At 71.2% G+C, this 14502-nt stretch carries 12 protein-coding genes; 6 read left to right on the top strand and 6 right to left on the bottom strand.

Going from position 1 to position 14502, the window contains the following annotated elements; translation table 11 throughout:
- Window positions 1–19 precede the first annotated feature (19 nt).
- Window positions 20–742, top strand: coding sequence for a VIT family protein (locus tag AB0G17_RS29740; protein ID WP_361389466.1), 723 nt, complete (start codon window positions 20–22; stop codon window positions 740–742).
- A 3-nt stretch (window positions 743–745) separates the two neighbouring features.
- On the opposite strand, the gene AB0G17_RS29735 is transcribed toward AB0G17_RS29740, so the two are convergent.
- Entirely contained in the window at window positions 746–3832 is a 3087-nt protein-coding gene (locus tag AB0G17_RS29735; RefSeq protein WP_361389543.1) for an NACHT domain-containing protein, read from the bottom strand.
- 191 nt (window positions 3833–4023) lie between these two features.
- On the opposite strand from AB0G17_RS29735, the gene AB0G17_RS29730 reads away from it, so the two are divergent.
- Window positions 4024–5067 (top strand): zinc-dependent alcohol dehydrogenase family protein, encoded by a 1044-nt coding sequence (locus AB0G17_RS29730; protein WP_361389464.1) that lies wholly within the window; start codon window positions 4024–4026, stop codon window positions 5065–5067.
- A gap of 51 nt (window positions 5068–5118) precedes the next feature.
- On the opposite strand, the gene AB0G17_RS29725 is transcribed toward AB0G17_RS29730, so the two are convergent.
- Together AB0G17_RS29725 and AB0G17_RS29720 are read right to left on the bottom strand one after the other, a co-directional pair.
- Entirely contained in the window at window positions 5119–6657 is a 1539-nt protein-coding gene (locus tag AB0G17_RS29725; protein ID WP_361389462.1) for a S8 family serine peptidase, read from the bottom strand.
- A 134-nt stretch (window positions 6658–6791) separates the two neighbouring features.
- Complete coding sequence (locus tag AB0G17_RS29720; protein ID WP_361389460.1) at window positions 6792–8312, bottom strand: S8 family serine peptidase; 1521 nt, start codon at window positions 8310–8312, stop codon at window positions 6792–6794.
- Window positions 8313–8567: 255 nt separating this feature from the next.
- Here AB0G17_RS29720 and AB0G17_RS29715 point away from each other — a divergent pair, with 255 nt between their 5' ends.
- The 3 genes from AB0G17_RS29715 (at window position 8568) to moaA (ending at window position 11705) form a co-directional block, all read left to right on the top strand.
- On the top strand, window positions 8568–8933 hold the full coding sequence (locus tag AB0G17_RS29715; RefSeq protein ID WP_361389458.1) for a DUF485 domain-containing protein: 366 nt from the start codon (window positions 8568–8570) through the stop codon (window positions 8931–8933).
- Window positions 8930–10564, top strand: coding sequence for a cation acetate symporter (locus tag AB0G17_RS29710; protein ID WP_361389457.1), 1635 nt, complete (start codon window positions 8930–8932; stop codon window positions 10562–10564). Before AB0G17_RS29715 ends, AB0G17_RS29710 begins: the two co-directional genes overlap by 4 nt.
- A gap of 151 nt (window positions 10565–10715) precedes the next feature.
- Complete coding sequence (gene moaA / locus AB0G17_RS29705) at window positions 10716–11705, top strand: GTP 3',8-cyclase MoaA (protein ID WP_361389454.1); 990 nt, start codon at window positions 10716–10718, stop codon at window positions 11703–11705.
- Between the two features lie 4 nt (window positions 11706–11709).
- On the opposite strand, the gene AB0G17_RS29700 is transcribed toward moaA, so the two are convergent.
- Entirely contained in the window at window positions 11710–11940 is a 231-nt protein-coding gene (locus AB0G17_RS29700) for a hypothetical protein (protein ID WP_361389451.1), read from the bottom strand.
- A 195-nt stretch (window positions 11941–12135) separates the two neighbouring features.
- Window positions 12136–12522: a DUF3099 domain-containing protein gene (locus AB0G17_RS29695; protein WP_361389448.1), complete on the bottom strand. Its 387-nt coding sequence runs from the start codon at window positions 12520–12522 to the stop codon at window positions 12136–12138.
- Between the two features lie 255 nt (window positions 12523–12777).
- Between AB0G17_RS29695 and AB0G17_RS29690 the strand changes: the two genes are divergently transcribed.
- Window positions 12778–13053, top strand: coding sequence for a GlsB/YeaQ/YmgE family stress response membrane protein (locus tag AB0G17_RS29690; protein ID WP_361389445.1), 276 nt, complete (start codon window positions 12778–12780; stop codon window positions 13051–13053).
- Between the two features lie 147 nt (window positions 13054–13200).
- On the opposite strand, the gene tyrS is transcribed toward AB0G17_RS29690, so the two are convergent.
- Entirely contained in the window at window positions 13201–14469 is a 1269-nt protein-coding gene (tyrS, locus tag AB0G17_RS29685) for a tyrosine--tRNA ligase (protein ID WP_361389442.1), read from the bottom strand.
- Between the last annotated feature and the right edge of the window lie 33 nt (window positions 14470–14502).

Here is a 14502-nt window from a genome sequence, read left to right as displayed (position 1 = left end):
GGGTGAGATTCTTCGCCGCATGACGGAAGCGGAGATGGCCCAGGGCCACGACGAGGCCCACGGCGGGGCCCTCGGCGCGCGCCTGAACTGGCTGCGGGCCGCGGTCCTCGGCGCCAACGACGGCATCGTGTCCACGGCGGGCCTCGTCGTCGGCGTGGCGGGCGCGACGGACGACCGCTCCGCCCTGCTGACGGCGGGCCTGGCCGGCCTGCTCGCGGGCTCGATGTCGATGGCGGCGGGCGAGTACGTCTCCGTGTCCACCCAGCGCGACTCCGAGAAGGCCGCGCTGGCGCAGGAGCGGCGCGAGCTGCGCGAGGAGCCGGAGGCCGAACTGAAGGAGCTGAGCGGCCTGTTGGAGGACCGCGGCCTCAGCCCCGAGGTGGCGCGGGAGGCGGCGCAGCAGCTCACCGAGCGCGACGCCCTGCGCGCCCACGCGCGCGTGGAGCTCGGCATCGACCCCGACGAACTGGCCAACCCCTGGCACGCGGCGGGCGCCAGTTTCCTCGCCTTCACGGCCGGCGCCCTGCTGCCCCTGCTGGCCATCGTCCTGCCCCCGTCCTCGGTACGCCTGTACGTGACGGTCACCTCGGTGCTGGCCGCCCTGGCCCTGACGGGCTGGTGGAGCGCCCGGCTGGGCGCGGCGCCGGTGGGGGCGGCGGTGCTGCGGAACGTGGGTGGGGGCGCGGTGGCCATGGGGGTGACGTATCTGGCGGGGTCGTTGTTGGGGGCGGCGGGGGTTTGAGGGTCAGGGGCGGGTGCGGGTTCGCTTGAGGCGGTCTGGGGGGATCTGGTCGGCGCCGGTGAGGGGCTGGTCGTCGGGCGCCCTGATGGTGAGCGCGGAAAGGTCGGCCAGTGGCGAGAGATCGAGCGGAGCGCCGGCGGTCGTCGATCGGGAGAGATATATCTCCGTCAGTTGGGGAAGCTCGCGCACCGGACCCAGTCCGCCCGGGATTTCGCATTCGGTCAGAACCAGGCTCTGGACCCTGGTGGCACGGGCCAGCATCCTGAGGTCGAGAGAGCCGAGCTCATAGAGACACAGGCGCCGCAGCCGTCCGAGCACGTCGGGCATCCGGCACAGTTCCCGCAGCTGCGACTGCCCGGTGAGCGTCAGATCGGTGAGGAGAGGCCAGCGTTCGATGCCCCGGAGACTCGCATACCGAATCTGTCGCTGAAGCGTCAGCGAGGTCAACCGAGGGCCTACGGGCAGCTCGGTGAGGCTCTCGATGAGCGCGGGATGGCCGACGGACACGCTGATGAGGCCAGGCATCTCCCGTAGCGGTTCCAGTGACAGCTCTGGATCGAGCATGTAGAGGGAAATGTGCTCAAGGCCAGACCCGGTCAGCGGCGTCAGATCTTGCACTGCGGAGCATCGGCTCAGATAAAGCCGCTTGAGCCGGGGAAGGGAGGCAAGAGGGGTGAGATCCGCGAGATCCATGCTGCCGTAGACAAATAACCATTCCGTTTCCCGGGCCGCGATCAAAGGGGTGAGATCCGAGTGGTTGCCGGACAACTGGATGTGCCGTGCGCCGGGTAGCAGACGAAGTGCCTGCAACTGACCCCCAGTTGTGACGGTCAGGAAAGCTTGATCCCACGCCCCCGCCGCCAATACCTCCCGTGCGTACTCCTCACTGTCGAAGGACCCCCAGGCAGTCGAGAGCTGGACAGCCACCAGCCCCCGCCCGTCCCCCCGAAACCGCGAAATCACCTCCAGCGCCGCATCCCCCCTGATCGCCGCCGCCGTCCGTACCACCGCCCCCGCCTCGTACTCGTCCAGTCCCTCCGGCCCCGGCAGCAGCTCAAGTACCAGCTCGCCCACCTTCGCCAGCTTCTCCGCGTCGTCCAGGCTGCGCGGGGGCAGCAGCTCCTGGGTGCGGGACTGGACCGACTCCCGGATCGCCAGGTCCAGCTCGGGGGCGTGCTCCAAGCAGGCCGCCGCCAGCAGTACCAGCCGGTGGCGGAGCTTCGGGGCCCGGTCGGCCCGGCGGAGCAACTGCTTGAGCAGGCGGGCCCGCTCGTCCGGACGCGCGTGGCCGACCGCCATCTGGACGACGTCGTCCCAGGTGTCGTCGTGCGCGTTGGCCGCCAAGACACCGAAGTCGCGGGACTCCACCGCCGCCTTCGCCCCCAGGTAGTCCTGGAAGGTGCGGTGCACGAAGCCCACGGTGCCGGGGGCCGGTTCGCGCAACAGGCCGCTGCGGATCAGCAGATGCGCGAAGACCTGCTCGGCGGTGCCCCGCACCTGCGGCATCGCGGTGAGCCAGTCGGCGATCATCTCCATGGCCTCGACCTGCTCGGCCTCCACCTGGGCGTTGCGGATCAGCCAGTACGCGAGCCGCTGCAGGAGCGCGGTCTGCTCCTCGCGCGTGAGCTCGACCCCCTCCACGCCCGCGATCATGCGTTCCGTGTCCCGCCGTACGAGCAGCATGTCCAGCGCCGCGTCGTACAGCTCCTTCCTGGCGCGCGGAAGCTGCATCCGGCGGTCCCGGTTGAGCGCGCACAGCAGGGCACACATCAGCGGATTGGTGGCGAGCCGGCCCAGGTCGCGACGGCTGCCGACGGCCTGGCGCAGCGAGGTCTCGTATGTGGCGAGCTGCGCCCGTTCGGCGGCGCTCAGGCACTCGCCGCGCGCCGCGTCGTGCCAGTGGCCGATGAAGGCGCGGATGTCGTCCCGCTCCATCGGCAGCAGGGAGTGGGCCGCGAAGCCCTGCCGGGAGAGCCAGTCCACGGGGACGGCGGAGGGGCGGGTGGTGACGACGTACCGGGCGTTCGGGTACGCGGCGATCAGCGACTTCAGCCAGGTCTCGGTCCGGTGGCGCAGCCGTGTCGGGACCTCGTCCACCCCGTCCACCAGCACCAGCCCCCGCCCGTGCGCGAGCACGTGCTCCACCCATCCGGGGGGCGCCGCCCCGTGCAGCGGCACCCCGGCCGCCCGCAGGAACTCGTCGGGCAGCGGGAGCGCGTCCGCCTGGGTGAAGGCGCGCAGCCGCAAGACGAAGGGGACGCACCGGTTCCAGTCCGCCAGCTCTCCGGTGAAGGTGCGCCGGGCCGCGTTGAGGGCCAGCCACTGCACCAGCGTGCTCTTGCCGGAGCCCGCCGGGCCGCGCAGCACCAGGCGGTCGTCGCCGGCGAGCGCCTGCTCGGCCTTGACCGCGACCTGGTCGCCCCGGGCCGGCCCGAAGTCCCCGCGCTCGCCGCTCACCGCGAGGCTGATGTAGGCCGTGTCCAGCGCCCACTCGCCGCGCGAGCGCCCCAGCGTCAGCCCGAACAGTTCGAGCCGCCCGTGCGTCTCGGTCACATAGGCCGCGTACCGCTCCTCGAAACTCAGGGCCGCCGCCTCCGCGCGCGGGCCGAGCCGGTCGCGTACGTCCGACACCAGGTCGTACGTGCGCCCCGCCGCCCGCACCTGCTCCACCGCCGCCCGTGCGGCGAACGCCGGGTGCGCGGTCAGCTGCTCGACCACATGGGCGCAGCAGAGCCCCAGCAGCTCCTCGTAGAGGGCCTCGCCCGGGCCCGGGTGCGGGCGGCGGAGTCCGGCGCGCAGCCGCTCGGGGTCCAGGCCGAGGGAGAACAGGTATTCGGGAGTGAGCTCGCCGGCCGCCGCGAACGCGTCCGCCACGGCGTCGGCCGCCGCCGTGCGCTCGTGGTCCGGCAGCGAGCCGTACGCGTCCGTCAGGCGCCGCCCGAGGACCTTCGCCAGCCGCTCCGGCGACGCGGGCCTCGGCAGCGGGCGGACGGGGGCGGACACCAGGCCCGCGCCGGGCTTCGGACTCAGGAGGGACTTGGTGACGGTGGAGACCACCGTGCCCGCCAGCCGTACGAGCGCGACTTCCATGCCTGTCACGGCAGTTGACCTCCCCAGGCCCCCGGAGGGGGGAATCCTACGCCCGCGGCCGGGCCCGCTTCCGGCGGTTACCGACTCGTCTCGCCGCGCACCCCCGCTCCGCACGGGCGTACGGTGAGAACCGGACCCCCGGTATGGCCGGATCCGGACTGTCCCCGTACTGACCAGCAAGGATCTCCCCCATGCGCGCCACCGTCATCCATGCCCCCCACGACATCCGGGTGGAGGACGTGCCCGACCCCGTGGTCCGGTTCCCCACCGACGCGGTCGTGCGGGTGCTGCGGGCCTGTATCTGCGGCAGCGACCTGTGGGCCTACCGGGGCGAGTCCGCCCGGCAGCCCGGGCAGCGGATCGGGCACGAGTTCCTCGGTGTGGTCGAGGAGACGGGCTCCGAGGTGAACGGGTTCCGGGCCGGGGACCTGGTGGTCGCGCCCTTCGTCTGGTCCGACGGCACCTGCGAGTACTGCGCCGAGGGGCTCCAGACGTCCTGCCCGCAGGGCGGCTTCTGGGGCTCGGTGGGCTCCGACGGCGGCCAGGGCGAGGCGGTCAGGGTCCCGTTCGCCGACGGCACGCTCGTCCAGCTGCCCGCGGCCGCGGCCTCCGACGACCACCTGCTCACCGCCCTGCTCGCCCTCTCCGACGTGCTCGGCACCGGCCACCACGCGGCCGTCGGCGCCGGGGTGAAGCGCGGCTCCACGGTCGCCGTCGTCGGCGACGGCGCCGTCGGGCTCTGCGGTGTCCTGGCCGCCAAGCGGCTCGGCGCCGAGCGGATCATCGCCCTCGGCCGCCACCAGGTCCGCACCGACATCGCGCGGACCTTCGGCGCCACGGATGTCGTCGCCGAGCGCGGCGAGGCCGCCGTGGACGCGGTGCGCGATCTGACCCAGGGCCAGGGCGCGCACGCGGTCATCGAGGCGGTCGGCACCGAGCAGTCGATGCGTACGGCCGTGGAGATCACCCGCGACGGCGGCGCCATCGGTTACGTGGGCGTCCCGCACGGCAGCGGCACCGGCCTCGACCTGAGCGTCATGTTCGACCGCAACATCGCGCTGCGCGGTGGCGTCGCGCCGGTCCGCGCCTACATCCCCGAGCTGTTGCCGGACGTCCTGTCCGGCGCCGTCGATCCCTCCCCGGTCTTCGACCTGACGGTCGGCATCGACGGCGTCCCCGGCGGCTACAAGGCGATGGACGAGCGCACGGCCCTGAAGGTGCTGGTCAAGCCGTAGTCCGGCCCGCCGGGGCCGGGCGGATGGTCCCGCCCGGCCCCGGCGCACCCGCTACCGCACCGCGTGGAGCGCGTTCACGATCCCCGCCCCGTAGAACCCACTGTGGTGCCGGCCGCCCTCGCAGACCGCGTCCGCCTTGCCGTCGCCGTCGATGTCGTACGGGTCGGGGCAGGCGGTCGGGTCGGCGCCCTCCTTCAGGAGCTCCTTGATCTTCCAGGCGGGCGCGTGCGGGTGCGCCGACTTGAGCAGCGCGGCCACGCCCACCACGTGCGGGGTAGCCATCGACGTGCCCGCCATGTAGGCCCACTTGCCGCCGGGCACCGGGCCGAGGATCAGACCGCTGGTGGCCGGGGCCTGCGGCGGCTGGTAGGCGGTGGAGTCGCCGCCCGGCGCCGCCACGTCGATGACGCCCAGGCCGTAGTTGGAGAACGAGGACTTCAGGCCCTTGGCCCCGGTCGCGGCGACCGTGACGACACCCGGCAGCTGGGTCGGGATGTCGAAGCACTCGCTCGGGTCGACGGTCCGGTCGCCCGGCGTGGAGTCGTTGGGGCTGGCCGGGTCGGTGATCGAGTCGGCCGCGAGGTCGTAGCTCTCGTTGCCCGCCGCCGCCACGTTCACCGTGCCCTTGGACTCGGCGTACCGGCTGGCCCGGGTGATCGCCTCGACCAGCGCCTTCTGGTCCGGGTCGGTCTTGCAGTTGAAGTACCAGGGGTCGGTGTAATAGCTGTTGTTGGTCACGTCGATGCCGTGGTCGGCGGCCCACATGAAGCCGCAGACGACGGCCTCCGTGTAGAAGAAGCTGCCGCCCTGGGTGGAGACCTTGATGGCGGCGACCTTCACCCCGGGCGCCACACCGGTGACGCCGACGCCGTTCTTGGCCGCGGCTATCTCGCCCGCCACGTGCGTGCCATGCGGGGAGCCGCCCGTGGCGAACGGCCGCCAGGCGCCGTCGGTGGTGTCCGGCTTGCCGTCGATGCAGCTCACCGACTTGGCGCGGTCGAAGTTGGGCGCGATGTCCGGGTGGGTGTCGTCCACGCCCGTGTCGATGACGCCGACGGTCACCTTGGAGCTGCCCAGGGTCTTCTCGTGGGCCTTGTCGGCCTTGATGGCCTTCAGGTCCCACTGGAGCGGCTCCAGCGGGTCCTCACCGGCCGACGCCCCGGCGGTGGCGGCCCGGACCTCCTCGGCGGTGAGCGCCTTGGGCGCGCCGACGTCGGTGGTGGTCTGCGCGGGCAGCGGCGCGGTCCGGGTCGCCCCGGCCGACTCCACTCCCCGTACCGCCCGCACGGCCGTCGCGAAGCCGGGGTCGGCGGAGTGGACGACGATCACGCCGATCCGGTCGTAGGACTGGACGACCGTGCCCCCGGCCGCCTCGATGGCGCGTCTGACCCGGTCCGCGTGGCCGTACCCCTTGCGGAGGTTGACGACATAGCTGAGCGAGGGCGAGGCGGCGGCCGGGGCGGCCTTCGTGGCCGCGCCGCCGGTGGGCACGGCCGACGCCGTGCCCGGCAGGATCGCGAGCGCGGTGGCGGTCGCCATGACGACGGAGACGGCGAGGGCGCGGTGCGTACGGGAGAGGTGCAACGTCATGGGGTCTCCATGTGGCTGACGGATGTCTCGGTACGACGGATGTCTCAGCTTGGTACGGCAGATGTCTCGGTACGTACGGGAAGGTGCTGCGCGACGGGCGCGGCGCTGCTCGGCCGCGCCCGTCGGTCGTCCTGCTACTCGGTCACCGCGCTCAGCGCGTTGACGACGCCCCGGCCGTAGAAGCCGTTGACGCGCTTGCCGCCCTCACAGGTGGAGTCCTGGACGCCGTTGCCGTCCGGGTCGTACAGGCCGGTGGGGCAGCCGGGGTTGTCGGCCTGCTCCTTGAGCATCTCCCGTAGCTCGGCCGGTGACGCCCACGGGTGCTTGGACTTCAGGAGCGCGGCGACGCCCACGACGTGCGGCGTGGCCATGGACGTGCCCTGCTTGTAGCCGTACTGCCCGCCCGGGAGCGTCGCCAGGATCCGCCCGTTCTTGTCCGGGGTGTCCGGGATCTGGTACTTGTCGCCGCCGGGCGCCGCCACGTCGATCTGGCCCAGGCCGTAGCTCGAGTAGTACGACTTGACGTTCTGCACGCCGGTCGCCGCGACCGTGACGACACCGGGCAACTGGGCCGGGATGTCCGGGCACTTGGCCGGGTCCACGGTCACCGTCGGGTGCGGCTCGGGCTGGTCGTCCGGGCTGGTGGTGTCGGTGAGGGCGTGCTTGGAGAGGTCGTAGTTCTCGTTGCCCGCCGCCGCCACGTTCAGGACGCCCTTGTGCTCGGCGTACTTGCTGGCCCGGGTCACCGCGTCGAGCAGCGCCTTCTGGTCCGGGTCGCTCTTGCAGTTGAAGTACCAGGGGTCCACGTAATAGCTGTTGTTGGTGACGTCGATGTGGTGCTCGGCGGCGAAGACGAACCCGCAGACCACCGCCTCGGTGAAGAACAGCCCGCTGCCCTGCTCGGCGACCTTGATCCCGGCCACCTTGACGCCCGGCGCGACCCCGGCGACGCCGATCCCGTTGCGGGCCGCGGCTATCTCGCCCGCGACGTGCGTGCCGTGGTCGCTGCCGCCCACGTACGGCCGCCAGGCGCCCGGCGAGGTGTCGGCGACGCCGCCCACGCAGTTGGCCGACTGGGCGGCGGAGAAGTTCGGGGCGAGGTCCGGGTGGGTGTCGTCGACCCCGGTGTCGATCACGCCGACGGTGACCCGGCGGCTGCCCGGGTAGATCTTGGCGGCCTTGTCGGCGCCGATCGCCCGCAGGTCCCACTGGTTGGCCTCGAGGGGCTCCTGGCCGGGCGCGGCGGCCGCCGTCGCCTTCGCGGCCTCGGCCGGGGTGAGGGCCTGGGTGGTGCCCTCCTCGGTGGTGGCCTGCGCCTTCAGGGGCGTCGTGCGGGTGGCACCGGCGGAGGAGACGCCCCTGGCCCGGCGTATCTCCTGGGCGAACGCGGGGTTCGTGGAGTGCACGACGACCACGCCTATCCGGTCGTAACTGACGACGACCGTGCCGCCCGCCTTCGCTATCGCCTTCTGCACGCGGGCCGAAGTGCCGTGCCCGCCCGTGGTGTTGACGACGTACGACAGGTTCGGCCCGTCGGTGGCGGGGGCCGGTGCGGCCGAGGCCGTGCCCGCCGGGAGGAAGCCGAGCGAGGCCGTGAGCGCCAGGCCGGCGGGGAGCGCGAGGGCCCGTCGCCGTCCGGATCCCAGATGAGCCATGGGTTCTCCACATCATCCGTGAGAGCCGTCCGTCCGCGGGTCACGGATGGACGGGTACATGACCAGCGAAGCTATCGCTGATCATGCGGCCCCATCAACGAGTTCGCCGGTCTTGGTCAGAGAAAAAACGACCGGTCTGAACCGAGACGCGACGCCCTCCGTGCCGTTGTCAGGGGGGACCACCATCACCCGTCCCCGACAGTGAGGTCCCCCTTGTCGTCCATCCCCACCGCATCCGCATCGCGAGGAGACTCCGTGGCCACCGACGTGCCACCGCCCGAAGGCGGTACCGACACGCGTCCCGCCCAGCCCCCCACCGAGAAGTTCGTCGAGGTGCAGGCGAGCGAGGAGTTCGCCGAACTGCGCCGCACCCACCGCCGTTTCGCGTTCCCGCTGACGGTCGCCTTCATCGCCTGGTACCTGCTGTACGTCCTGCTGTCCAACTACGCGGGCGGCTTCATGGGCCACAAGCTGTTCGGCAACATCAACGTGGCGCTCGTCTTCGGTCTCGCCCAGTTCCTCACCACCTTCCTCATCGCCTGGTTCTACTCGCGGTACGCGGCCGCCAAGCTCGACCCCCGTGCCGAGGCGATCAAGTCCCGCATGGAGGCCGACGCATGAGCGCCCCGTACGCCCACCTCCCGCTGGCGGCGACCGCCACCAGCGAGCACCGGCCGCTGATCATCACGCTCTTCGCGGTGTTCGTCGCCGCGACCCTGGTCATCACCGTCTGGGCGGGCCGCCAGACCAAGAGCGCGGCCGACTTCTACGCGGGCGGCCGCCAGTTCACCGCCTTCCAGAACGGCCTGGCGGTCTCCGGCGACTACATGTCCGCCGCGTCCTTCCTCGGCATCGCCGGCGCCATCGCGCTCTTCGGCTACGACGGCTTCCTGTACTCGATCGGCTTCCTGGTCGCCTGGCTGGTGGCGCTGCTCCTGGTCGCCGAGCCGCTGCGCAACTCCGGCCGCTACACGATGGGCGACGTGCTCGCGTACCGGATGCGCCAGCGGCCCGTACGGACGGCGGCCGGCACCTCCACCATCGTCGTCTCGATCTTCTACCTGCTGGCGCAGATGGCCGGCGCCGGTGTCCTGGTCTCGCTGCTGCTCGGCATCACCAGCGACGCGGGCAAGGTCCTGATCGTCGCCCTGGTCGGCGTGCTCATGATCGTGTACGTGACCATCGGCGGTATGAAGGGCACCACCTGGGTGCAGATGGTCAAGGCGGTCCTGCTCATCGCGGGCACCATCCTGATCACCTTCCTGATCCTGCTGAAGTTCGACTTCAACCTGTCCGACCTGCTGGGCACGGCCGCCAAGAACAGCGGCAAGGGCAGCGCATTCCTGGAGCCCGGCCTCAAATACGGCAAGACCGGCACCTCCAAGCTCGACTTCATCTCGCTCGGCCTCGCCCTGGTGCTCGGCACGGCGGGCCTGCCGCACATCCTGATCCGCTTCTACACCGTGCCCACCGCCAAGGCCGCCCGTAAGTCGGTGAACTGGGCGATCGGCATCATCGGCGCCTTCTACCTGATGACGATCGTGCTCGGGTTCGGCGCGGCGGCGCTGCTCAAACCGGGCGACATCATCGCCTCCAACCCGGCGGGCAACACGGCGGCGCCGCTCGCGGCCCTGGAGATCGGCGGCGGCAGCGGCTCCAACGGGGGCGCGATCCTGCTGGCGGTGATCTCGGCGGTCGCCTTCGCCACGATCCTCGCGGTCGTCGCGGGCCTCACCCTCGCCTCCTCGTCCTCCTTCGCGCACGACATCTACGCCAACGTCATCCGCAAGGGGAAGGCGACCGAGAAGGAGGAGGTCCGGGCCGCGCGCTGGGCGACCGTCTTCATCGGGGCCGTCGCCATCGTGCTCGGCGCCTTCGCCCGCGATCTGAACGTCGCCGGTCTGGTGGCGCTCGCCTTCGCGGTCGCCGCCTCCGCCAACCTGCCGACCATCCTCTACAGCCTCTTCTGGAAGCGGTTCACCACCCAGGGCGCGCTGTGGTCGATCTACGGCGGTCTGACGACGGCGGTCGTGCTGGTGCTGTTCTCGCCGGTCGTCTCCGGCAACCCGAAGACGTCCATGTTCAAGGGCGTCGACTTCCACTGGTTCCCGCTGGAGAACCCCGGCTTGATCTCGATCCCGGTCGGCTTCCTGCTCGGCCTGATCGGATCGCTCCTGTCCAAGGAGGAGCCGGACGCCGGCAAATACGCCGAGCTGGAGGTCAAGTCCCTCAGCGGAGTCGGCGCCCACTAGCGCTTCCGTACGGGTACGAGCCGCGGCCGCGTCGTAGGGTCCTACGACGCGGCCGCGTCGCACCTCGTGTCAAACGGCCCCCGCCGTTGTCAGCCCTCTCGCGTAGGCTCGGCGGTATACAGCAACCGGCAATCGGGGGAGGGGGCCCACAGTGCTCATCGACACATACGGCCGTGTGGCCACTGACCTGCGTGTCTCACTGACAGACCGCTGCAATCTGCGGTGTACGTACTGCATGCCGGAAGAGGGCCTGCAGTGGCTGGCCAAACCGGACCTGCTCACCGACGACGAGATCGTCCGGCTGATCCGCATCGCCGTGACCGACCTCGGCGTCACCGAGGTCCGCTTCACCGGCGGCGAGCCGCTGCTGCGGCCGGGCCTGGTCGGGATCGTGGAGCGCTGCGCGGCCCTGGAGCCGCGCCCCCAGATGTCGATCACCACCAACGGCATCGGTCTGAAGCGCACCGCGGCCGCGCTGAAATCGGCCGGTCTGGACCGGGTCAACGTCTCCCTGGACACCCTGCGCCCCGAGGTCTTCAAGACCCTCACCCGCCGCGACCGCCACAAGGACGTCATCGAGGGCATGGAGGCCGCCCGCGCCGCGGGCCTCACCCCGGTCAAGGTCAACGCGGTCCTAATGCCGGGGCTCAACGACGACGAGGCCCCCGACCTGCTGGCCTGGGCCGTGGCGCACGACTACGAACTGCGGTTCATCGAGCAGATGCCGCTCGACGCCCAGCACGGCTGGAAGCGCGACGGCATGATCACCGCCGGTGACATCCTCGCCTCGCTGCGTACGAGGTTCACGCTCACCCCCGAGAGCGACGACGAGCGGGGCTCCGCGCCCGCCGAGCGCTGGGTGGTGGACGGCGGGCCGCACCGGGTCGGCGTGATCGCCTCGGTCACCCGCCCGTTCTGCGCCGCCTGCGACCGGACCCGGCTCACCGCCGACGGCCAGGTGCGCACGTGTCTGTTCGCGCGTGAGGAGTCGGACCTGCGCGCCGCACTGCGCTCGGGCGCGCCGGACGAGGAGATCGCCCGGCTGTGGCGGCTGGCGATGTGGGGAAAGAAGGCCGGATCCGGTCTGGACGACCCGGCGTTCCTCCAGCCCGACCGCCCGATGTCGGCGATCGGCGGCTGACCCGTCAGTGGTCGGCGGCCGGTTCCCACTCGGCCAGCGGCACCACGTCCTTGAGGAAGCCGCGTACGTCCAGGAACTGGGAGAGGTGCTCGCGGTGTTCGTCGCACGCGAGCCAGGTCTTGCGCCGCTCCGGCGTGTGCAGCTTCGGGTTGTTCCAGGCCAGGACCCATAGGGCCGCGGTGCGGCAGCCCTTGGCGGAACACTTCGGCGCCTCGTCGGCGATCTCGTCACTCACGGGTACATTCTGCGCCATGAGCGGGGGGTGACATGGCGACGCCGAGCAGCCACGGGGGGAGCTGCCCGGCGTCGGTCCGTCGCTCCGACGGGGGATGCGGAGCGCCTACGCAGTATGTCACGGGGGACCCGCTGCGGTGCACCGTAACTTCATGATTGATCTGAGCTTTTCTTGAGCTTTGCAGACTGTGACGGATCAGGTCTGCTCGCGTGACCACGGTTCGTGGTCAGGGGTCCCGAAGGCCTCCGCGGATTCCGCCGGACCCCCCACCGGACCCCCCGCCGGAGCCGCCCCGAGCATCGGCCGGACCGGCGCGGGGATGTACGTCGACGGCAGCGAAGGCACGTTCTCCCGCCCCGCGTTGGCGATCACCACAGCCACATAAGGGAGCAGGGCCCCCAACACCAGGGTCACGATTGCGACAGGGCGTTCGATGTTCCACAGGACGGCCGTCAGGACGACCGACACCGTACGGATCGACATCGAGATCACATAGCGGCGCTGCCGCCCGCGCACGTCCTCGGCGAGACCCTGCCGGGCCCCGGTGATCCGGAAGACCTCGGCTCCGCTCCGCTTCCGCATCAAGCTCCACCACCCGACTCCACACCGGACTCTCCCCGGTCCGGACTGTTCACACCGTACGCCCGGGATCCGCCGGGTTCGAGACCGGGGCAGGTCCGGCGTGTGTGACTGACCCGGTGCGTACCGCGTACGGACGAGTCCGACATGCGCCGTACGGCGGATGGGCCAACACTGGCTGCGACTGCTCATGTCGAGTGGAGTGCTCGGCTGAGTGCCCGGCGGAGTGCTCCCGCCCGGCGGAACGAGGAGGCAGCCATGGGCTGGTTGTGGGCGATCATCGTGGGATTCGTGCTGGGCCTCATCGCGAAGGCGATCCTTCCGGGCAAGCAGCACAGTCCGCTCTGGCTGACCACCATCTTCGGCATCATCGGCGGTGTGGTGGGCAACTCGATCGCCCGCGCGATCGGCATCGCCGAGACCAAGGGCATCGACTGGGGGCGGCACGGCCTCCAGATCGCGGCCGCGGTCGTCATCGTCTTTCTCGGCGACATGCTGTACATGTCGATGCGGGGCAACAGGCAGCGGGCCTGACGGGACGGCGCCCGACGGTACGGCGCCCGACGGTACGGCGCCTGACGGCAAGGCTCAGACGGTACGGCGAGGGGCGGCCCCGTAGCGGGACCGCCCCTCACCACCTGCCCTGAGCGCAGGTCAAACGCTACGTACCGGACGTGCGGGTCAGACGCTCTTGACCTCGATCGCGGCCAGGTTCTTCTTCCCCCGGCGCAGCACCAGCCAGCGGCCGTGCAGCAGATCGCCGGCCGTGACCACCGCGTCCTCGGACGTCACCTTCGCGTTGTTCACGTAGGCGCCGCCCTCCTTCACCGTGCGCCGGGCCGCCGACTTGCTCGCCACCAGCTCCACCTCGGCGAACAGGTCCACCACCAGACCGAGCTCGGCGACCTGGGCGTGCGGCAGCTCGGAGAGCGCGGCGGCCAGCGTCGGCTCGTCCAGCTCCGCCAGCTCGCCCTGGCCGAACAGCGCCTTCGACGCGGCGACGACCGCCGCGCACTGGTCGGCGCCGTGCACCAGCGTCGTCAGCTCCTCGGCGAGCGCGCGCTGCGCGGCGCGCGCCTGCGGGCGCTCCTCGGTGAGCCGCTCCAGCTCCTCGATCTCCTCGCGGGACTTGAAGCTGAAGATCCGCAGGAACTTGGAGACATCGCGGTCGTCCGCGTTCAGCCAGAACTGGTAGAAGGCGTACGGCGTGGTGCGCTCGGGGTCCAGCCAGACCGTGCCGGACTCCGTCTTGCCGAACTTCGTGCCGTCGGCCTTGGTGATCAGCGGAGTGGCCAGCGCGTGCACCTCGGCCTCCGGGGCGACCCGGTGGATCAGGTCGGTGCCCGCGGTGAGGTTGCCCCACTGGTCGCTGCCGCCGGTCTGGAGCACACAGCCGTGGCGCCGGTAGAGCTCCAGGAAGTCCATGCCCTGGAGGATCTGGTAGCTGAACTCGGTGTAGCTGATGCCCACGTCGGAGTTGAGCCGCCGCGCGACCGCCTCCTTCGCGATCATCTTGTTGACCCGGAAGTGCTGGCCGACATCGCGCAGGAACTCGATGGCCGAAAGGCCCGACGTCCAGTCCAGGTTGTTGACCATGGTCGCGGCGTGCGGGCCCTCGAAGTCGAGGAACGGCTCGATCTGCCCGCGCAGCCGCTCGACCCAGCCCGCGACGACGTCGGGCGCGTTCAGCGTGCGCTCCGAGTTCGGCTTGGGGTCGCCGATCAGCCCGGTCGCCCCGCCGACCAAGCCCAGCGGGCGGTTGCCCGCCTGCTGGATCCGGCGCATGGTCAGGATCTGCACCAGGTTGCCCAGGTGCAGGCTGGGCGCGGTCGGGTCGAAGCCGCAATAGAACGTGACAGGACCGTCCGCGAACGCCTTGCGCAGTGCGTCCTCGTCAGTGGAGAGGGCGATCAGCCCCCGCCACTGCAGCTCATCGACGATGTCCGTCACGGTCGTACGTCTCCTCGGCTCAGATGTGTGGAT

The organism is Streptomyces sp. NPDC023838, assembly GCF_040639555.1.
In the GTDB taxonomy this organism is placed as follows: domain Bacteria; phylum Actinomycetota; class Actinomycetes; order Streptomycetales; family Streptomycetaceae; genus Streptomyces.
This window is presented reverse-complemented; position numbering and strand designations above follow the sequence as displayed.